This window comes from Sphingomonas hankookensis (assembly GCF_022664465.1).
Taxonomy (GTDB): domain Bacteria; phylum Pseudomonadota; class Alphaproteobacteria; order Sphingomonadales; family Sphingomonadaceae; genus Sphingomonas; species Sphingomonas hankookensis.
Genome location: NZ_JAKREV010000014.1, coordinates 1 through 19,586, shown reverse-complemented (window position 1 = coordinate 19,586; position 19,586 = coordinate 1). Strand labels below are relative to the sequence as shown.

Annotated in this window: 19 protein-coding genes; 9 read left to right on the top strand and 10 right to left on the bottom strand. The window is 67.1% G+C overall.

Annotation, left to right across the window (positions count from 1 at the left end; translation table 11 throughout):
* Positions 1-95: 95 nt before the first annotated feature.
* From MF610_RS18500 to MF610_RS18475, 6 genes are all read right to left on the bottom strand, one after another.
* On the bottom strand, positions 96-296 hold the full coding sequence (locus MF610_RS18500) for a hypothetical protein (protein ID WP_242201805.1): 201 nt from the start codon (positions 294-296) through the stop codon (positions 96-98).
* A 530-nt stretch (positions 297-826) separates the two neighbouring features.
* Complete coding sequence (locus MF610_RS18495; protein ID WP_242201803.1) at positions 827-1,000, bottom strand: hypothetical protein; 174 nt, start codon at positions 998-1,000, stop codon at positions 827-829.
* Positions 1,001-1,177: 177 nt separating this feature from the next.
* Positions 1,178-3,607: an ABC transporter permease gene (locus tag MF610_RS18490; RefSeq protein WP_242201801.1), complete on the bottom strand. Its 2,430-nt coding sequence runs from the start codon at positions 3,605-3,607 to the stop codon at positions 1,178-1,180.
* Between the two features lie 11 nt (positions 3,608-3,618).
* Complete coding sequence (locus MF610_RS18485; RefSeq protein WP_242201799.1) at positions 3,619-4,365, bottom strand: GIN domain-containing protein; 747 nt, start codon at positions 4,363-4,365, stop codon at positions 3,619-3,621.
* A gap of 163 nt (positions 4,366-4,528) precedes the next feature.
* On the bottom strand, positions 4,529-5,206 hold the full coding sequence (locus tag MF610_RS18480) for an ABC transporter ATP-binding protein (RefSeq protein WP_242201797.1): 678 nt from the start codon (positions 5,204-5,206) through the stop codon (positions 4,529-4,531).
* 8 nt (positions 5,207-5,214) lie between these two features.
* Positions 5,215-6,504 (bottom strand): efflux RND transporter periplasmic adaptor subunit, encoded by a 1,290-nt coding sequence (locus tag MF610_RS18475; protein WP_242201807.1) that lies wholly within the window; start codon positions 6,502-6,504, stop codon positions 5,215-5,217.
* Between the two features lie 90 nt (positions 6,505-6,594).
* On the opposite strand from MF610_RS18475, the gene MF610_RS18470 reads away from it, so the two are divergent.
* The 3 genes from MF610_RS18470 (at position 6,595) to MF610_RS18460 (ending at position 10,497) form a co-directional block, all read left to right on the top strand.
* Positions 6,595-7,842: a sigma-54-dependent transcriptional regulator gene (locus MF610_RS18470; RefSeq protein WP_242201794.1), complete on the top strand. Its 1,248-nt coding sequence runs from the start codon at positions 6,595-6,597 to the stop codon at positions 7,840-7,842.
* 433 nt (positions 7,843-8,275) lie between these two features.
* Entirely contained in the window at positions 8,276-9,397 is a 1,122-nt protein-coding gene (locus MF610_RS18465) for a sensor histidine kinase (protein WP_242201792.1), read from the top strand.
* 467 nt (positions 9,398-9,864) lie between these two features.
* Positions 9,865-10,497, top strand: a complete 633-nt coding sequence (locus MF610_RS18460; protein ID WP_242201789.1) for a class I SAM-dependent methyltransferase — start codon at positions 9,865-9,867, stop codon at positions 10,495-10,497.
* Here MF610_RS18460 and MF610_RS18455 read toward each other — a convergent pair.
* The 3 genes from MF610_RS18455 to parA form a co-directional block, all read right to left on the bottom strand.
* Positions 10,478-10,657 carry a hypothetical protein gene (locus MF610_RS18455; RefSeq protein ID WP_242201787.1) on the bottom strand — a complete coding sequence of 60 codons (180 nt, stop codon included), beginning with the start codon at positions 10,655-10,657 and terminating at the stop codon, positions 10,478-10,480. The genes MF610_RS18460 and MF610_RS18455 overlap by 20 nt on opposite strands.
* Before the next feature lie 92 nt (positions 10,658-10,749).
* Positions 10,750-11,025, bottom strand: coding sequence for a ribbon-helix-helix domain-containing protein (locus MF610_RS18450; protein WP_242201785.1), 276 nt, complete (start codon positions 11,023-11,025; stop codon positions 10,750-10,752).
* A complete protein-coding gene (gene parA / locus MF610_RS18445) occupies positions 11,022-11,675 on the bottom strand; it encodes a ParA family partition ATPase (protein ID WP_242201783.1) in 654 nt (217 codons plus the stop codon). The genes MF610_RS18450 and parA overlap by 4 nt, the downstream gene beginning before the upstream one ends.
* 54 nt (positions 11,676-11,729) lie before the next feature.
* On the opposite strand from parA, the gene MF610_RS18440 reads away from it, so the two are divergent.
* Complete coding sequence (locus MF610_RS18440; protein ID WP_242201780.1) at positions 11,730-12,188, top strand: hypothetical protein; 459 nt, start codon at positions 11,730-11,732, stop codon at positions 12,186-12,188.
* 276 nt (positions 12,189-12,464) lie between these two features.
* Here MF610_RS18440 and MF610_RS18435 read toward each other — a convergent pair whose 3' ends face one another.
* Complete coding sequence (locus MF610_RS18435) at positions 12,465-12,701, bottom strand: Imm26 family immunity protein (protein ID WP_242201778.1); 237 nt, start codon at positions 12,699-12,701, stop codon at positions 12,465-12,467.
* Between the two features lie 135 nt (positions 12,702-12,836).
* On the opposite strand from MF610_RS18435, the gene MF610_RS18430 reads away from it, so the two are divergent.
* The 5 genes from MF610_RS18430 to MF610_RS18410 are packed head-to-tail and all read left to right on the top strand — an operon-like array spanning position 12,837 to position 19,315.
* Positions 12,837-13,262 carry a DUF1795 domain-containing protein gene (locus MF610_RS18430; protein ID WP_242201776.1) on the top strand — a complete coding sequence of 142 codons (426 nt, stop codon included), beginning with the start codon at positions 12,837-12,839 and terminating at the stop codon, positions 13,260-13,262.
* 13 nt (positions 13,263-13,275) lie between these two features.
* Positions 13,276-17,817, top strand: coding sequence for an RHS repeat-associated core domain-containing protein (locus MF610_RS18425; RefSeq protein ID WP_242201774.1), 4,542 nt, complete (start codon positions 13,276-13,278; stop codon positions 17,815-17,817).
* Positions 17,818-17,827: 10 nt separating this feature from the next.
* Positions 17,828-18,235, top strand: a complete 408-nt coding sequence (locus MF610_RS18420) for an NTF2 fold immunity protein (RefSeq protein ID WP_242201771.1) — start codon at positions 17,828-17,830, stop codon at positions 18,233-18,235.
* 46 nt (positions 18,236-18,281) lie between these two features.
* Positions 18,282-18,857 (top strand): hypothetical protein, encoded by a 576-nt coding sequence (locus tag MF610_RS18415; protein ID WP_242201768.1) that lies wholly within the window; start codon positions 18,282-18,284, stop codon positions 18,855-18,857.
* Entirely contained in the window at positions 18,857-19,315 is a 459-nt protein-coding gene (locus MF610_RS18410) for an SMI1/KNR4 family protein (protein ID WP_242201765.1), read from the top strand. Before MF610_RS18415 ends, MF610_RS18410 begins: the two co-directional genes overlap by 1 nt.
* Positions 19,316-19,586: the final 271 nt, after the last annotated feature.

Below are 19,586 nucleotides of genomic sequence, written 5' to 3'. Positions count from 1 at the left end.
GCTTCAGCGCGAACGCAATCTGCTCGTCCGTGTACCTAGATTTTCTCATTTCCAGCTCCTTGCCCGAAGGCTTCTCAAGGCCGGAAAACTCTCGCTCAAAATGGACTAAAAAACAGGGGGGACGTCAAAATTTCGAGAACCAGCATCTCACACAACTCCGGGTGATTTTTCTGGATGATCGCGTCGAGGTCGACCTGCATATATTCGGTCACGCGCAGGTGGCGTCGCTCGCCTGCAGAAAGCTTGGGCTGGCCGTCAAGAAAGGTGACGATAGCGGCGCGTACGACCTCAGCCATCGACTTGCCTTGGTCAGAGGCAAGCTTCTCAAGGCGGGCGTAATGTTCAGACCCAAACCTTACGGTCCGAGCGGCTTTCGATAGTTTCAAACCAACCTTCTAGCAGAGAGGCTGGTGAGCGCTGCGACCAGAACTCGATAAGCGATTCCAGGCCGCTTTGTAATTGGGCCTAGGGAGGGGGCGCAGAAATCTGCACCGGTCCGCACCGTTAGAAATGGCGGAAAACCGGCCTTTTTGAAAGCGGTGCGAAGCGGTTGCAAAACGAGTGCGGAGCGGTGCGCGCCCGAAATTCCGCTAACTACCTGTTTAGCCCTGGGAAATGGCAAGCGCAGCTTGCGTAAGGTGTGCTTTGAAATCGCCTGCCATCCGTATCGTGGTCCCGGACCTCGACAAGGCCGGCGACCGAAAAATTCTCGTCGTTCAATGGTGCGAAAAACCGCTGTGCAGCGGCATACATTGAGCCTCACCTCCGTCTGCAAATCGCCCTGCGCAATGACAGCAAACGGCCGTCGCGGACTCACTGCATTTCGTCAGTCCAACGCAGCCGGCCGCGGATAGCTGACGGGCCGTTCGAACTCGATCTCGATGTCCCCGACCTCGGCGATGTCGAGCGTATCGAGAATGCGCTTTTCGGGTTTGCAAGGTCGATCCACGACACCCCGCGGCGATGCCTTGCCTGCCCTGTCCCGGGGATCGACCGTCATGCGCCCGACCGGGCGGACGACCGCCGCTTCCAGCCCCTTGTCAGAGCCTCACATGCGGCAAGGATTGCTTCGATCATTTTGCCGATGATAGGCCGGCCAGCGACGAGGGCAACTGGCACCGCAATGATCGCGCTGCCGATGCGGGGCGGGCGTGGCGATCGACCACGCCCGCCCCCGTCAATCATGCCGCAGCGCCCAGGCCGGTGCAGCGCGGCTTGCGCGCAGCGACTGGCCCAGCACGGTCAGCACCGCGACCGCCACCGCCACCACGCTCGCGCCCACGAAGAACAGCGGCGACAGCGGCACCGCATCCTCGAACCCCGCCAGCCATGTCCGCATGGCGAGGAACGCCAGCGGCCATGCGACGAGGTTGGCGAGCAGCACCGGGCGCAGGAACTGCCCGACCAGCAGCTTGACGATGTCCGACGACGACGCGCCCAGCGTCTTGCGGATGCCGATCTCGCGCGTCCGCCGCGCGGTGTTGAACGACGCCAGACCCCATAGCCCGACGCAACCGATCAGCACGGCGAGGCCTGCCCCGATCCCGAACAGCCGCGTGGCGCGGTCGTCGGCTTCGTAGAAGTCCGCCAACCGTTCGTCCGCGGTCTGCGCGGTGAAGGGCACCTGCGGCACCATCCGCTGCCACAGCCCCGCCAGCGATTTCAGCGCGGTACGCGGGTCGCCGCTGACCCGGATCGTCGTGACCGAGGTTTCGATCGTTTCGGGCCGGCGCTGATAGATATAATAGGTCGGCGGCACCGGGTTGCGCGGCGTGTCGAAGCGCAGGTCGTCGACCACGCCGATGATGGTACGCGGGCGACTGCCGCCGACCGTCTTGCCGATCGCTTCCTGCGCCGTCCGGAAGCGCAACGGGGTCAGCGCGCGGCGGTTGATGACGATGTTCATGCCGTCGGCGCTCTTGCGGTCGGTCGAATCGTCGAGCTGGTGCGCATCGTCGAACCACCGCCCGGCGAGCAGCCGCGCGCCATGCGTCTCGAAGAAGCGCGGGGATACCAGCACCCAGGTCAGCGACGGACCCGATCCGGCGACGCCGGGCAACGGTACGTTGGTATTGTTCGCTTCCCCGCTGCCGCCGATCGCCGCGTTGGCGATGGTGGCGTCCTGCACCTGCGGCAGCGCGCGGATCGCGGTCAGGATTGACGGCTTGCGGTCGGTGGGCACCGCCGGATCGACGGTCGAGGTCAGCACCAGCAGCGACTGGCGCTGGAAGCCGAGGTCGGTCGAGCGGACATGGCGGGTCTGCGCGACCAGCACCGCGGTGCCGATCATGAAGGCGATGGCGAGGCCGAACTGGCCGATCACCAGCGCCTCGCGCACCCGCGTCCCCGCGCGTCCGCCACCCGGCGAGCGGGCCGAGGCGAGCACTGCGGCGGCGGGGAAGCGCGACAGCAGGATCGCGGGATACACGCCCGCCAACACGCCGACGACCACTGCCAGCACCGCCAGCGCGGGTACGACGATACCGTACGATATGGTCAGCGACAATCCGCCCGCTGCATTGACCAGTGGCAGCCCCAGTTCGGCGAGGATCAGCCCGAACAGCGCGGCGATGGCGACGGTCAGCACCGCTTCGCTCAGGAATTGCCGCACCAGCACGCCCCGGTCCGCCCCCAGCACCTTGCGCATCGCCACCTCGCGTGCGCGCAGGCCCGCCCGGGCGGTGGCGAGGTTCACGTAATTGACCACCGCGATCAGCAGCGTCAGCACGCCCACCAGCCCCAGCGTGACGACGGTCAGCTTGGCAGTACCGCTGTCCGACCCCTGCGGTTCGAGGTGGAGGTCGGTCAGCGGCAGCAGTTGCAGATGCTGGATCTTCGACGGCCGATCGCCCGAATCGTCCAGTTCCTTGCCCCGCCGGTCGACGAACGCGGTCAGCTTGTCCTCGAACGCGCGCGCGGCGGCGGGCGTGTCGAAGCGCAGATAGGTGGCCAGCGCCATGCTGCCCCAATGATACCAGTTCTCGCTCTTGGATTCCTGCGCGATCGGCATTAGCACCGACAGCTTGAAGTCGGTATTCTTCGGCAGGTCGCGAAACACCGCGCTCACCCGGTACGACCGCACCTTGTCCATCGACACGACCAGCGTCTGGCCGATTGGGTCGCGCGTCCCGAAAAAGGCGCGCGCGGTCTTTTGATCGATCGCGACATTGCCCGGCTGCGCCAGCGCGGTCGCATGGTCGCCCGCGACCAGCGGCAGCGGGAACACGGAGAAGAAGCTGGGATCGACCTGTGCCGCATCGACCCGCGTCGCGCGCCCGTCGGCGAGGATCGTGCCCGCCCGATCACCACCGTTGATGCGCGTGCCGACCGTGCCGGGAAAATCCTCGCGCATCTGGTCGAGCAGCCCGCCCATCGTATAGGCAAAGGCGCCGTTGATCGGGCTGTCCGGCATGGTCCACACCGTCTGCACGACATAGGTCTTGTCGTGATCGGGCAGCCACGTCTCATAGCTCGTCTCGAACCGGACATAGAGGCCGAGGATCAGGAACACCGCGATCCCGACCGCCAGCCCGCCGATGTTGAGCGCGGCATGGAGCTTGTGGCGGACCAGCGAGCGATAGAGCGACAGGAGCGTGAAGCGGTTCATGGGGCCCCCGATCAGCCGCAGGTGACGCGGGCGAGGCCGCTCTTGGACGTCGAACAGTTCGGACGGCCGGTGACGGTCACCCGCGCCAGCCCGCTGGCGTCGATCGCCGCCGGGCCGTTCACCTGCGCCCGGACCGCGCCGGTGCCGCTCGCCTGCACCGACAGCGCGCCCGCCACCAGTGTCGAGGTGTCGACATGTCCAGTCCCGCTGGCGTCGATCGCCAGCGTGTCGGCACGCCCGGCGGCGACGATGCGCCCGGTGCCGCTCAGGTTGAGCGACAGCTTGGCGACCGCGACGGCCTGCACCGTCGCGGTGGCGGTGCCCGACAGATCGATCTTCGCCTGGGTCGCGCGCAGCCCGGCCAGCGTCAGGCTGCCGGTACCGCCGACCCGCGCCTCGAACACCGGGGCGTCGAGCGCGGCGATGCGGATCGATCCGGTGCCGCCGGCGTCGATCGCACGGAGTTTGGGCAGGGTGATGGCGATGGTCGCGGCGGGTTTGCGCGCGCGGCTGTCGCAGCTGCCTGGCGCACGGGCGATGGTCAGCACCTGCCCCCGCACCGCGACGGTGATCGCCGCCAGCGACCCCGCGCTCCCCTGCGCCCGGACGGCAAAGCCCGCCCCCGGCGTGACGACGATGTTGTCGCACCCGCGCGCGGCGATGCGATCGAACCCGGCGGCGACGAAGCTGCGTGCTTCCTGCGCCATGGCGGGGGTCGGGAGGGAGGTGGCGAGCAGGGCTAGCGGCAAGAGTTTCATGGGTGTGTCTCCGAAGGAGAGGGAAATCGGGAGAAGAGCAGGCCCCAGCCCCGAACCGTATTCCCGCGCAGGCGGGGATCCAGGGCGGCGGGAACCGGCGGACCTTGGGGCTCTGGACCCCCGCCTGCGCGGGGGTACGTCGTGGGTTGGGCACGCCGGCGCATCACATCGCCCGCATGGCGTTGGCGACGATCCGCCCATCCAGCATGTCGATGCGCCGCTTCGCCATGTCGGCATGCGCGGGCGAGTGAGTGACCATCACGATCGTCGCCCCCTCGGCATTCAGCCCCATCAGGATGTTCATCACCTGCTCGCCATTGGCGGTGTCGAGGTTGCCGGTCGGTTCGTCGGCGAGGATCAGTTTGGGATCGCCGACGATCGCGCGGGCGATGGCGGCGCGCTGCTGCTGCCCGCCCGACAGCTGGTGCGGGAAATGGCGGGCGCGGTGCGCGATGCCGACCTTGTCCATCGCCGCCGCCACCCGGCCCTTCCGGTCGCCGGCATCGCCGCGATAGGCGAGGCCCAGCGCCACATTCTCCTCGATCGTCAGCTCGTCGATCAGGTTGAAGCTCTGGAACACGAAGCCGAGCGTACTCCCGCGAAACTTCGCCAGATCGCTTTCGCCCATCGCCGCCAGATCGCGGTCGCCGAACAGGTATTTGCCCCCGGTCGGGCGGTCGACCGTGCCGAGCGTGTTGAGCAGGGTCGACTTGCCGCAGCCCGACGGCCCCATGATCGCGACGAACTCGCCGCTTTCGACGTGCAGGTCGATGTCGTGCAGCGCGGTCGTCTCCACCTCGTCGGAGACATAGCGGCGCTGGATATTCTCGAGACGGATCATATGCCCCCCTATCGGATGTTCAGGATGTCGCCCTTCACGGACGATGTGTTGGTGGTGACGATGCGGTCGCCGGGGTTCAGGCCCGACAGGATTTCGACCGCTTCCGGATTGCGGCGGCCTACCTTGACCGGGCGGCGCGTCGCATGGGTACCGTCGGCGTCGAGGACGAAGGCGAAGGCGCCATTGTCCGCCGCCAGCCATCCGCCGACCGGCGCGACCACCGCCTTCGATGCGGCGCCAAGGGTAATGCGGATGTCGAGCGTCTGGCCGCGATTGAGATTAGGCGGGGTGGTGTCGAACGTCAGTTCGACGCGGAACCGCCCTTCCTTCACCGCCGGCAGCACCTTCGACACGGTCAGCGTCGTGCCGTCGGCCTTGGCCTTCTGCCCGACGGCGACGCGGCCGAGATAATATTCGTCGACATCGGCCTCCAGCTTCCACGACCCCTCGCTATCGACCTGCCCCGCCGGATCGCCCGCCTTCAGCGTCTGGCCCGGTTGCAGCGTGAAGTTGGTCAGCCGCCCCGCGGCGGGCGCGCGCACCGTCAGTGCCGACAACCCGCCGCGCACCGCCGCGAGATTGCCCGACAGCCGCGCCTGCGTGTCCGCCAGGCGCTGCCCCTGCGTCGCGGTGATCCGCGCCTCGGTGCTGGTGCCGGCGCGCAGCTGGGCGAGACGGCGGGTCTGATACTCCGCCTCGGCGCGATAGCCCGCCACCCCGGCCTCGGACACGATGCCCTTGTCGAACAGCTGCTGGCGGATGGCGAGGTCGCGGCGCGCCTTGATGAGATCATATTCGGCCTGCGCCACCTGTGCCGAACGGTCGAGCCGGCTGCGCTCGATCCCGAGCCCCTCACCCGCAATGCTGCCCAGCTGGCTGGCGATCGCCGCCTCGCGCGTCAGCACCTCCAACCGCAGTTCGGGATTGGCGAGCGTCGCGAGCGGCTGTCCGGCGGCGACCATCGCCCCGTCCTGCACCAGCAGTTGCTCGACCTGCCCGCCCGACAACACCCCGACCAACGTCGTCAGCCGCGGTGCGACGGTTGCGCGCACCGGCAGGTAATCGTCGAACGCGCCGCGCGTCACCTCGCCGGTCTCGATCGCGCTCGCGGCGATGTCGGTCGATCCGGCGGCGGGCAGGAAGCGCCACAGCGCGACCGCAGCGACGATCACCGCCACGACGATCCACGTCGCACGCCGCCGCCACCATGCCCGCGCCGGACGGGCGATGCGGCGATCCATCGCCGCGCCGGCCGTCGGTTCAGGAGTGCTTGCGCCATGTGTCGCTTCGGTCATCATGGACACAGTGTCACCGATCGCGGCGGAAAATCCTAAGTGTCTGAATTAGATCAATATTCCACCGATCACCCGCTAAGTGACCGTCCGGACATGGACACCCTGTCCGGAAATGGACAGTCCGGCGCGGCGTCAAGCGGACTGTCGGTGCTGTTGATCGACGACAATGCCAGCATCGCCGAATCGATCGCGCTGGCGGTGCGCCTGAGCGGACACCGCATTGATGCCGCCAACGGTCCGGAGGAAGCGCTCTCGCGCTTGGCGGCCAAGCGCTACGACGTGATCCTGCTCGACATGAACTATGCGCCGGGCCGCACCGACGGGGCGGAGGGGCTGGCGCTGCTCGGCCGCATCCTGACCGAGGAGCCGGGGGCCGCCGTCGTGGTCATCACCGCGCATAGCGGCGTGCGGATCGCGGTGGAGGCCATGCGGGCGGGCGCGCGCGACTTCATCATGAAACCGTGGCGCAACGCCGACCTGCTGGCGCGCATCGCGTCGGCCGCCACCCCGCGCGCCCTCCCCGCCACCGTGCCCGCCGCCACCCCTGCCCCGCTCGAACCGGCGCGGCTGCTGGGCGACAGTGCGGCGATCGAGCGGTTGCGCGCGCTGGTTCGCCGGATCGGCCCGACCAGCGCCGGGGTGGTGGTAACCGGCCCCGGCGGGTCGGGACGCGGCCTGACCGCCGCCGCGCTCCACGCCGCGTCAGCCCACGCCGCACAGCCGCTGCCGACGATCGACCTGCGTGACGACATGGCATGGGCCGCGATCGACGTGCACGCGCCGGTGCTGCTGCTGCGCCATCCCGACCGGTTGAGCGACGTCGCGCAGGCGCGCCTGCTCGCCCGCCTCGGCCCCGACACCCGCTGCATCGCCATCGCCGACAGCGCCGCCGCGATCGCCCCGGCGCTGGCCCGGCGCATCGCCACGGTCGAGGTCGCGGTGCCGCCGCTGGCGGTCCGCGAGGGCGACGCGCTGCTGCTCGCCCGCCATTTCGCGCGGGTGGCGGCGGCGCGCCATGGCCGCCCGGTCCCGGGTTTCACCGCCGCAGCGGAAGTGCGCATCCTGTCCGGACCATGGGCCGACGAGGTGCGCGGACTGGCGGCAGCGGTGGAGCGCGCGGTGCTGCTCGGCGATGGCGGCTCGATCGACGCCGCGCTGCTCGCCCCTGCGTCCGTCGCGGCAGTCGCCGAACCGGCGGTACGCTTCGACCTCGAAGGCAATGAACGCGCGGTGATCGAAGCGGCGTTGCGCGAACATCATCACAATGTGTCGCATGCGGCGACCGCGCTAGGCCTCAGCCGTGGCGCACTCTACCGCCGGATGGCGCGCCATGGGTTGTAGAGTGGGAGTTCCTGTAGCGATGCCGCAACCTGCCTCTGCGGACATCCTTTCCCCCAAAGCCGTCACCCCAGCGAAGGCTGGGGTCTCCCACGGCAGGAACACCGCCCCATCACAGGAAGACCCCAGACTGCGCCGGGGTGACGTAAGGCGGGACCGGGGTGATGGTGGAGGAGAGGCGACCGCCCTTCCCACCCCAATCCGTACCCCCGCGCAGGCGGGGATCCAGAGCCCAACGGAACGACGGTCGCGGACAACCCTGGCCCCCCGCCTGCGCGGGGGTACGCGGAATGTGGCGATGGCTTCCCTCACCCCCTCCCCGTACCCCGGCGAAGGCCGGGGTCCAGTTGGAGGACGTCAGTAAGATGCGGATAGGCCTTCCCATCTGGACCCCGGCCTCCGCCGGGGTACGGGCACGCTGCGGGATGCAGCGCTCATGCTGACCCTCCGACACCGCCGCGCGCTTGCCGCGCTCGCCTCGGGCGTCACCCTCACCGCCGGCGGCGCGGCGCTGGTGGCGGCGTGGCAGGCCGGCATGTGGGGCACGCTGCTGGGCACCGTCGGCATCGTCGTCTGGACGCTGGCGCTGGGCTGCTGGATCGCGACCCGACGTGCCCCCGCCCCTGCCCCGTCACGCCCCACCCGACAGCACTGGCCGATCGCCGCGCTGCTCGATCAGGTCCCGGTCCCCCTGCTGCGGATCGAAGGCGCCGACGTCCACGCGATCAACCGCGCCGCCCGCGCGCTGTTCGTCGCCGACGACCGCATCCCCGCTCCGCCGGGCGCGCTCGCCGATCCGGCGGCGGCGCATCTGCGCCACGCCGGGCGGCGCTGGCGGATCGATGCGGTTACCTTGGGCGACGGCACCCGGCTCGCCGCGCTGATCGACATCGCGGCCGAGGAACATGCCGCGCAGGAACGCGCGCAGGACGAGATGATCGACATTCTCGGCCACGAGCTGCTCAACGGCCTGTCGCCGATCGTGTCGCTGGCCGACAGCGCAGTGCTGGCCGCCGCTCAAGGCGACGCGATGCTCGGCGACATCCTCGCCACCCTCGCCCGCCGGGTCGAGGGGCTGGAAAGCTTCACCCGCGCCTATCGCGAGCTGGCCCGCCTGCCCGATCCGGTAGTGGCCCCGGTCGCGCTCGAGGAACTGGCCGACGATCTCGCCCGGCTGTTCGCGGTCCGCTTCGGTGGGCAGGTGGCGCTGTCGGTCGAGGCGCAGGGGGTCGCCACCATCGATCGCGACCAGATGGTGCAGGCACTGTGGGCGCTGCTGCAGAACGGCGCCGAAGCTGCCCTCGCCGCCCCCGCCCCGCCGCGCGTCGCGCTGTCGATCGCCGTCACCGACCGGTTGACGATCACGGTCCAAGACACCGGCGCGGGAATTGCGGCAGCAGACCGCGCCCGCGTATTCCGGCCCTTCCATACGACCAAGCCGACCGGCTCCGGCATCGGCCTGACCCTCGCCCGTCGCATCGCACGCGGCCATGCCGGCGATCTGGTGCTGCTCGACGGCGGGGAGACTATATTACGGATGACCGTACCGACGATCTGACATGTCGACATGTCGGGGATATTTCATTCAGCGGTATGGGTGATCGCCATACGTCGTCTTTGCCAAGGCGGGTATCTCTCCATGCCAGTATCCACGACCCATCCCGTACGAGCGCGCCAGAAGCTGGATGGTTCGCGCAAAGGCGCAAAGAACGCAGAGATCACGCTCGCGGCACCAGCAGCATATTCTTCGATGGCAAAAACAGGGCCACATAACCCCACGCGATACCCCTCCGCGTCCTCCGCGCCTCCGCGCGAACAATCCTTCTTGCGGAGGCCACCTCGACGCCAAGATCGATGGGCGATCGACCAGTCGATCTGTCGACACCACCATTCCTCGATTGTCGATTATCATACATGTCGACAATTCGACGCCTCGACCACAACCACGGCGCTTCCAGCAGAGCGCATGGACTCGTCGCCCGCCACCATGACACCATGCGCCAAGCCTCGAACCGGAGCCCACCCATGCCACCGCCCGATCCCTCTTCAGGCTGGGACGCCATCGCCGATCGCTTTGCGGCCCTGCGCAGCGAGATCGGCAGCGACGTCGTCCGCCGCTGGGCAGCGCAACTGCCGCCGGGCGGATCGGTGGTCGATATCGGCTGCGGCACCGGATGGCCGGTCGCGCGCATCCTTGCCGACGCCGGCCTGGCCGTGTCGGGGATCGATCCGTCGCCGACGCTGTTGGCAGCGTTTCGCAGAACGCTGCCCGACGCGCCCGCCGCCTGCGAACCGGTCCAGACCAGCGGCTTCTTCGCGCGGACGTTCGACGGCGCAGTCGCGATCGGAGTGCTGTTCCTGCTGTCCGAGGCCGATCAACGCACCGCCATCGCGCGGATCGCCACCGTGCTGCGTCCCGGCGGTCGCCTGCTGTTCAGCGCACCGCGCACCCCGTGCCGCTGGCACGACACGCTGACCGGACGGCTATCGGTATCGCTGGGCGAGGCAGGCTATCGCGCGCTGCTCGCGGATGCTGGAATGACGCTGGTGGATATGGCGGCCGATGCAGGCGGCAACGACTATTTCGATGCGATCGTCGATCCGACATGTCGACAAGTCGAACCGTCGACCTGTCGGGTCAGTGACCGTAGCGCTTGATCCCGCGCTGGCGCAACCGGCGGCGTTTGCGGCGGTGCAACACAACCGCCAGCGATGGCGCACCAATCAGAACGACCAGGCCGATAATTGCGTAGGCAAGGAGTTCCCGTGAAAAATCCATGCCGGTTTCTTGCAATCTGTGTTCCTGCTTGTCCATCATATATGGCAGCTTTTTAGTGCAGGGGCGGTGCCCTATCGCCCTAAAATGCCGCTTTGCCGCATGACGTGTCTACACGTCGACCGGCCGATCGCTCATTCGCCGATCGGGCTCTCGCCATATTTGCGAAGGACATCGTTGAACGCTTCCGCCATCAACGCCTGCAGGCTGCGGTCCTGCCGCCGGGCCAGCATGTGCATCGCCAGCGACATGTCGGGGGTAAAGAATCCGGCGATCTGCTTGCGTCCCTGGCGGCTCGCGGGGCCCTTGGTCTCGACCGGATCGGTGGTCACGGCGGCAGGCTTGGCCGCGACGGGGGCGGGGGCAGGGGTGCGGTCGCGCAAATTGGCGAAGGACGGCTTGCGGCTCATGATGCGACCTTTTTGAAACGGGGAGCAGGCATGTCGAGCTGTCGACACGTCCACTTGTAGAGTTCGCGAACCTCCTCGGCGGCCTTGCCAGCGGGTTCGCTCTCCATGACGGTGCGCCCCTCGGCACTGGCATGGCGATAGGCGGCGCGATCGGGCAGCAGCACGGGGCAGGGCGGCGTGCCGAACCCCTCGACCAGCTCGCCCGCCTCCTGATAGATGCGCGGTGCATTGGGCGGCCCGGCGGTGAACACGACGAAGGCCGGGCGGCGCAGCAGCTGCACCAGCTTCGCCGTTGTCTGGATCGCCGACAGGTCGAACGCACTCGGCCGGCACGGGATCAGCACCAGGTCCGCCGCCTCCACCGCCGCGCGCGCCGCGCTGTCGGCATGCGGCGGGGTGTCGATCACGATCACCTCCGCGCCCTGTTCCTTTGCCGCAGCGATCTTGGCGGCGAGGCGGGGCGGGGGGCTGTCGATCACTTCGGGCGGAGCCTCCTGGCGCCACGCCGCCCATTGGCTGGCGGTCGCCTGCGGATCGGTATCGACGACCAGCGCGACCCGGCCCGCCGCCTGTGCGGCCGCGGCCAGATGCAGCGCGAGCGTCGTCTTCCCCGCGCCCCCTTTTTGCGAGATGATGGCGATAGTCGGCATGTCGGCGCTTCTATGTGTCGACATGCCGACAGGTCAAGATGTCGAGGCGACGATATGGTCCGCAAACTGCTCGTTCCTGCCCTGCTCGCCCTCCCGCTCGCCGCGGCGGCACCGGGGCCAGTAACGGGGGTGAAGTGCCGCATCGCCATGGACGGCGGACCGGTGATGGGGGGCTGGGCCGGCGCCTGCCGCGCAGGGCTGGCCGATGGGCTCGGTGCGGGGCGGGTACGCGACCGGTCGGGACCGGGCGTCTTCGCCGGACGGGCACGCGCCGGGCAGGCGACCTATGGCATCGTCGTGCTGGACGGGGGCGGCTTCACCATGGTGGCGACGACGCCCGAACCCGAGCGGCCCTATATCGACCAGGCGGCGGATACGTCCGAACATGCCTTTAGGAACAGTTTTGCCGGCGCCGCTGCCGCCGCCGAAGCGCACCGCCGCGCAGGCAATGTCGCCTCCGCCCGCTATTACCGGCAGTTGCGGGCGCGGCTGATCGCCGGGCAACCGGAATAGCGCGTCAGTGGACCGTCCCTGCGGCGCGATCGACCCCGATCAGCTTCGCATCGATGTCGAGGTGACGGACCGCCTTTTCGACCTGCTTGGTGGTGAACGGGGGGAAGGCACCGACAGGTCGGGATAGCGTGCGACCTCCCCCTCAGTAGCGACCCGCTTGCTGCTCTTGTCGGCAAGATCGACCAGCTGGAAGGCCGGGCGCGAGCGCATGATGAAGCGGGTATGCTTCGCTTTCACCTCCCCCGGCATATACTGGTCGATGGCGATCCAGCGAAGCTAGGGGTAACGCTTGCGCTGCATGAACTCCGCCCCGCCGACCGGCAGATCCTCGAGCACCAGCGGCAGATCGGCCAGATTAGCGGGTGGTTCCGGGGTTTCAGTTATGATGTCGAAGAAGCTGCACAAGGTGATCGTCGTCTTGTCCATCAGGCTGACATAGCCAAACGCATAGCCCCCTTCGTACAGGGGGACGTAGAAGATCTGCCCCACGACCGGGCGTTCCGTTCCGCGCATCCGTGACCTCCCTCTGCGCCCGTCCGGTCCGAACGGGCAGACCCGAATTAGGCGGTTGTTTTCAAGAAGGGTAGGCGCAGCCGGTCCGAGCCGCTACCACTGCGCGTAACGATCGACAGCGGAGAGACACCACGCATGGCGTATCGGATTGCCGAAGGATCGCTTGCCGCGCCGATGCCGTGGCAGGATCAGAGCATCAACGTGCTGCTGCCCCGGGACGCGAAGGTTCAGGGCACCAACCTCGTCATCGCCCGCGACCAGCTGCCGCTCGGCATGACGTTCCAGGATTATGTGATCCAGCAGCGGCAGAATTTCAAAGCGCAGCTGGCCGGGTTTGAGGCGATCGCCGACACCGCCGGCCGGATCGACGGGCATGAGGCGCATTTCCTCGAACATACCTGGCGCAGCGGTGACAAGCCGATCCATCAGGTGATGGCCATGGTGCTCCACCGCGACAATGCGGTCCTGACCTTCACCGGATCGATCCCGGGGGGGCTGGAGGCCGAAACCCGCGACGCGCTGGTCGCGGCGATCACCTCCTTCACCTTCGCCGCCGCATAACGGACGCGACCGCGTGACGGGACCCGCGACCCCCACGCCGACGCCGAGTGCCGACGAGAAGCTGCGCGACCTGCGCGATCGGACGGCGGCGTCGAGCAACGCCGGCACCGTGTCGGCCATCGCCACCACCGGCCATGTCGCCTCGGCCGGTATCGTTGCGGCCGGCGCCTATTCCGCCGGGGCTTCGGGCGGCGTGACCGCGCTGAAATGCTTTGCCGGGCGCATCGCCGCACCGATCGCGGGCGCGATGGCCGGGGCATGGCTGGCCGAGGCGGTGCATGCGGACGAAGGCGCCTTCTGGGTCGCGCAGCAGTTCGGCGCGCAGCGTATCGCCTCGCCAGGGCCGCAGGCCGCGCATATCGAACACCAGATCGCGCACGACAACACCTTCAACGGACTGCTCGCCGGGATCGCGGCCGGCATCGTCGTCGGCGCGGTGGTGGCGGTCAGCGCGGCGGCGATCATCGGTACCGCGGGCATGGCGGCACCGCTGGTCGGCGCGGCGGTCGCCTTCGGTGCCGGCGCCGCAGGCGGCTTCGTCACCACTGCCATCGCCGGCGCAGGGTCGAAGACCGCCACCCTGTCCGGCCCGATCACCAGCGGCTCGCCCAACGTCTTTTTCGAAGGCAAGAAGGCGGCGCGCGTTACCGACACCGCCGCCTGTACCAAGCATCCCGGCACGCCCCCTTCGGCGATCATCGAGGGCAGCACGACCGTCTTCATCAACAGCCTGCCCATGGCGCGGATCGGCCACAAGCTGTCGTGCGACGCCGTGATACAGGAGGGGTGCAAGACGATCTTCGGCGACAATACCACCGGCAGCTATGGCACGCCCGATGCCGCGCTGTCGGTCACCGAACAGCTGCTGCTGTCGGTGGCGGAGGTCGCCGGCATGCGTTCGGCGGTCCGGCAGGGCGGGCTGCTCGACGGGCCGCTGCGCCGGCTGTTCGGCGAACCGGTCGACGTGGTCACCGGCGACTATGCCGATGCGCGGACCGACTTCGAATATCCCGGCCTCCTGCCGCTCCGCCTCGAGCGCACCTATCCCGGAAAAATGCGGGTCGAGGGGCTGCTGGGGCCGCGGTGGATCTGCAGCTGGTCGCAGCGGCTGCTGCTCGACGCCACGGCGGGTACCGCGCTGCTCGAGGATGCCGGCGGACAGCGGCTGCTGTTCGCAATCGGGGACGACGCCCATGTCGATGCCCGCCATCTGAAAGCACCCTATTACCGGCTGACCGGGACACGTGATCGCCTGCGCCTCTATGACAGCCGCAGCCAGCAATTCCTGCTGTTCGCGCCGGCACGCGACCCCGCGATGCTGTTGCTGGCGGGGATCGAGGACCGGAACGGCAACCGCATCGATTTCGGCCGCGATGCCGCAGGGCATCTACGCTCGGTCCGCGCACCCGACGGCACGAGCTTCCGCGTCGATACCACGCCGCAGGGCTGGCTCAGCGCGCTGTGGATCGAGGGAGAGCGCGATCCGCTGGTCCGCTATCGCTATGACGCGGGCGGGCATCTGCTCGACGTGCTGGGCGCGTTCACCGGCGAGTTCCATTATCGCTATTCGCCCGAAGGCTGGCTGAACGGATGGCAAGACAGCGGCCCGACCCGGGTCGAGATCCTGTACGACGCCGCCGGACGCGTTACCGGCACACGCACCGGCGACGGCATGTTCGACGACCGGTTCCTCTATTTCCCCGAACAGCGCCTGTCGCGCTATGTCGATGCGACCGGTGCAGTCACCAGCTTCCGCTACGACGCGAACAATCTGGTGGTCGAGGAGGTCGACCCGCTCGGCGCGCGCACGATCAGCGAATGGGACGCACTGGAGCGGTTGCAATACCGCATTGATCCCGCGGGCCGCGAAACGCGCTTCGCCTATGACGGCGACGGCCGGCTGATCGCGCAGACCGACTGGGCGGGGCGCAGCGTGGCGTGGAGCTACGACCGCTGGGGCGCGCTGGTGGCGTTTGCGGGACCGGACGGCGCGGCGCAGTGGACCCGCGACGATGCCGGCAACATCATCGCCTGGACCGGCGCCGACGGGGTCAAGGTCACTGCGCGCTATGACGAACGCGGCGCGCTGGTCGAGGAAAGCGTCGCCGGTGCCGGCACCACGACCTATGACAATAACGCGGCCGGTCGCCCGATCGCCCGCCACGATCCGCCATCGGCAGGCGGTGGCGCCCGGACCAGCTGGTTTCGCTGGGACCGGATGGGGCGGCTGCTCGACCTTACCGATCCGGCCGGACGCACCAGCGCCTGGTCCTACGACCGCTCGCCCGACAATCCGCGCGGTGCGGTCAGCCGCGCCCGCACGCCCGATGGCGGCGAGACCCGCTTCGCCTATGACGGCGAAGGGCTGCTCGCCGCGCGCATCCGGGGCGACGGACAGGCGACCCGCTTCGTCCACGGCGCGTTCGACACGCTGCGCCAGACGGTCGACCCGATGGGCGCCACCACCCGCTTCGCCTATGACGGTACGGGCCGCCTGACGGCGATCACCGATGCCACCGGGCAGGAATGGCGTTTCCGTTACGATGCCGCCGGCCGGCTCGAGGCGCAGCTCGACTGGGCCGGGCGCGAGACCCGCTACGCCCGCGACGTGCTGGGCCGTGTGCTGGCCAAGCGGATGCCGGATGCGACCGAGCAGCATTTCGAATGGGACGATCGCGACCGTATCGTCCGGGTGATCGCAGGGACCGATGCGATCACCTATCGCTATGACGATGCCGACCGGATGACCGGCGCCACGACGTGGCAACTGGCGGAGGATACGCCCCGCCGGATCGCCGACGTTACGCTCCGCTATGACGGCAAGGGCCGTCTGATCGCCGAAGAGCAGAACGGCGTCGCCGTCACCTATCGCTATGACGCAGCCGGGCGCTGTATCGGCCGCACCAGCCCCAGCGGCGAAACCGCGCTGCAGTTCGACGACGCCGGGCTGCTGCGCCGCTACGAAAGCAACGGTCACGCGCTGCGCTTCGCCCATGACCCCAGCGGGCTGGAAACGCTGCGCGAGGCCGCCGCACTCGGCACCCGCACCGCGTTCCAGCTGGCCCAGACCTATGATCCGGCCGGACGCCTCGCCGAACAGCGCGCCGGGGGTGTCGCGGTCTTTGCGGGCACGCGCGAGGCACCGGACGCGGTGCTGCGCCGCTACGACTGGGATCGCACCGGACGGCTGACCGGCATCGCCGATGCGGGATCGGCGGCGGGCACCGGTGAGACGCGCTTCCACTACGACCTGCGCGATCAGGCAGTGGCGGTCGAGCGCGGCGGGGCGCGCGAAGCCTATCGCTACGACGCGCTGATGAACCTGGCCGAGGGGCTGGCGGGCGAGCATCGCTACTGGCGCGACTGCGTGGTGGAGGCGGGGGCCAACCGCTTCCGCTACGATGCGCGCGGGCGGATGGTCGAACGCATCCTGTCCGAACACGGCTTCCGCCCGCGCTGCTGGCGCTATCGCTGGGACGGGTTCGACCGGTTGGTCGGACTGGAGACGCCCGATGGCGCCCGCTGGCGCTATAGCTACGACGCGTTCGGGCGGCGGGTCGGCAAGGAACTGCTCGGCAGCGGTCGGGGCACGCGGCGGGTCGATTATGTCTGGCAGGGCATTTCGCTGGCTGAGGCATGGCACCGTGAGGATGGCGACGACGGGCAGGATCGCCTGTCGATCGAACGCTGGCATTTCGAACCTGACGGCCTGCGCCCGCTCGCCAAGGAACTGGTCCCCGCCGGCGCGGATGCGCAGCCGCTGACCGCGGACGCGGAATGGCTCCCCATCGTCGCCGACCAGCTCGGCGCGCCGCACGCCCTGTTCGACGAGGACGGCCAATGCCGCTGGCGCGCCGAGACCCAGCTATGGGGCCGCACCCGCACCGCCCGCGCCCTGCTGCGCGAACGCCGCGACGCGGGCGATGCGGAGGGCGGGGACGAAACCTCTCCCTGCGCGCTCCGCTTTCCCGGGCAATGGGAGGATGCGGAAAGCGGGCTGCACTATAACCTCAACCGCTATTACGACCCCGACACCGGCCAGTATCTCTCGCCCGACCCGATCGGGGTGGACGGCGGCCTGCGCACCCATGCCTATGTCCATGATCCGTTGCGATGGATCGACCCGGATGGCTTGGCGCGATGCACCGCCAGCACCCGCGACGTCATCACGCGCGGGCCCAATGGCGAGATCACCAGTGTAAAGGGAACGATCCATCCATCGGATATCGGGACCGGTACTAATACGAACGCCTCTTCCCGAGCCTGGGCGCGGTCGCTTGGGCAAGCTACGGATGATGCCGGACATTCGCGCGGTAGCAATTTGGGCGGCAGCGGCGGCAAGGATTATGTCTGGCCGCAAGATCCCCATTATAATCGTGGTCAATTCAGGGATTTTGAATCAAGAATTGCCAACTACGTCAAAAAAACCAACCAACCAGTGAATTTTGAACAAAATTATCAATACGCTAATGGTGGCACAAGACCTACAGCCGTAGAGTATAATATTCTTGATACAAAAGGGTCACCTATATTTTCTGGCGTATTTCCCAATTAGAAAGCAGTTTATGACAGAAGAAGAAGTTTCTTCAATGTATCGTGATTTTTCTTCAGAAATGAAGGAGTGGAACGACAAATTTTATCCCCTTATGAGGGATAATGCTGCCGCCGTGACGGATCAGGCAATAAGCGAGTTGAAGCCGATCTTCGATCGCTACGTTTGGGACGACGCCAAACGGCGGGAAGAGCGTTTGAATAAACCGTCTACCAATAATCCTTGCGATTATGATCCCAAGAACGACGTAATCGATAAAGTTGACATATCCGACAATAAAGCAACGGTCGACGTGCAAACGCAGACCGGTTTCAGAGATATGTTTCGGTACAGTTTTGCAAAGAAGAATGATTGTTGGAAGCTGTCAAAAAGGGAAGTTCTCGACGACATGTCTAGCAAATGGAAGTCGCATCATATATAAAAATTTGGTAGCATAAAGGTATTCCACATTAGTCTGGCATGCCCCAATGACCTATCCTGAAGCAGTTCAGGACCTCGTCCGCGCCGGAGCAGGAGCAGGCGTACCGATCGCCTTGGCCCCACCCGGACAGGCAGTCAACCGCGACATATTCGGCGATGCCCTCGCTCAAGAAATTGAGGCGACGGGCTATCTCGCCGGCGCCGAACTTCCTTGGGTCGTGGAGGAACTCTACCTTTATTCTCTCGAAGAACTGGCCGAGCGCCAGGCAGGCTATCGATACGATGCCGCCACCGGCGAAGCGTCGACAGGCTGGGACGCGAGCCACTATGTAATCGCCGACTGGACGGCGAATCCGATCAGTATCGGCACGGACGGCGCGATCCATTATGCCCGCCATGGTCAGGGAAACTGGACCTACGCCCTGATCGCCCCCAATCTTCCCGCCTTTTTCAACCTTCTGGCTACATGGCTGCGCTATTTCATCGTCGAACGCGGCGGCAACCTGTTCAACGACAATTTCGAAATCGACGACCCCACCCGCAACACGCTTCGCGATATGATCCGGACGACCACCGGCTTGGACGATCCCGATGCGGCACTTGCCCTTCTGGTAGGAGAGTGATGTCCCATACCATGTTCGGCTCGTCCTCTTTATCCGATCACGACGTACTGCATGCCGAACGCGTGATAGGCCCGATCCCAAATACTCTCCTCGCAATCTACCATGGCCAGAATGGCGGCATGCTGGAACGCTCGCTGTTTCTCAGCGATGCCGGGGACGATTACGTCATGGAATATCTCTTCCCCATTCCGGAAGGCGGACTCGAACCCGCCCAACAGGACATCGTACGGGTCAACACCTCGTTGCAGCAGAAACACCTCATCCCTGCCGATAACTTGGCGTTCGGCATGGATGGGGGCGGCAATTACTTTTCGGTCGCGCGCAACGACGGCAGTGTTTGGTATCATCCGATGGACACCTGGGAAGAAGATCAGTCTCCCGAGGAAAACCATGCTCGCACCATGGAGCGGCTTAGCGGTTCGGTTGCCGATTTTTTCGACAACCTGACCGAACAGTGAGGGCGCCCACGCCCTTCACCGAAACAAATTCGCCTTCGCCAGCTCGACCACCTCATCGCCGCGCCCGCTCATGATCGCGCGCAGGGTGTAGAGGCTGAAGCCCTTCACCTGTTCGGCCTTGATCTTGGGCGGCATGGCCAGTTCGGGGACCGGTGAGAGGATGGTCGAAAACGTACGCTCTCATGACTGCCATCTGAGATGTTGGCCGAGTTTACTCCTCCGCTGACGTCAACGCCAGCGACTGTTTGAACCTTGGCGGGTGTGCCGCGGA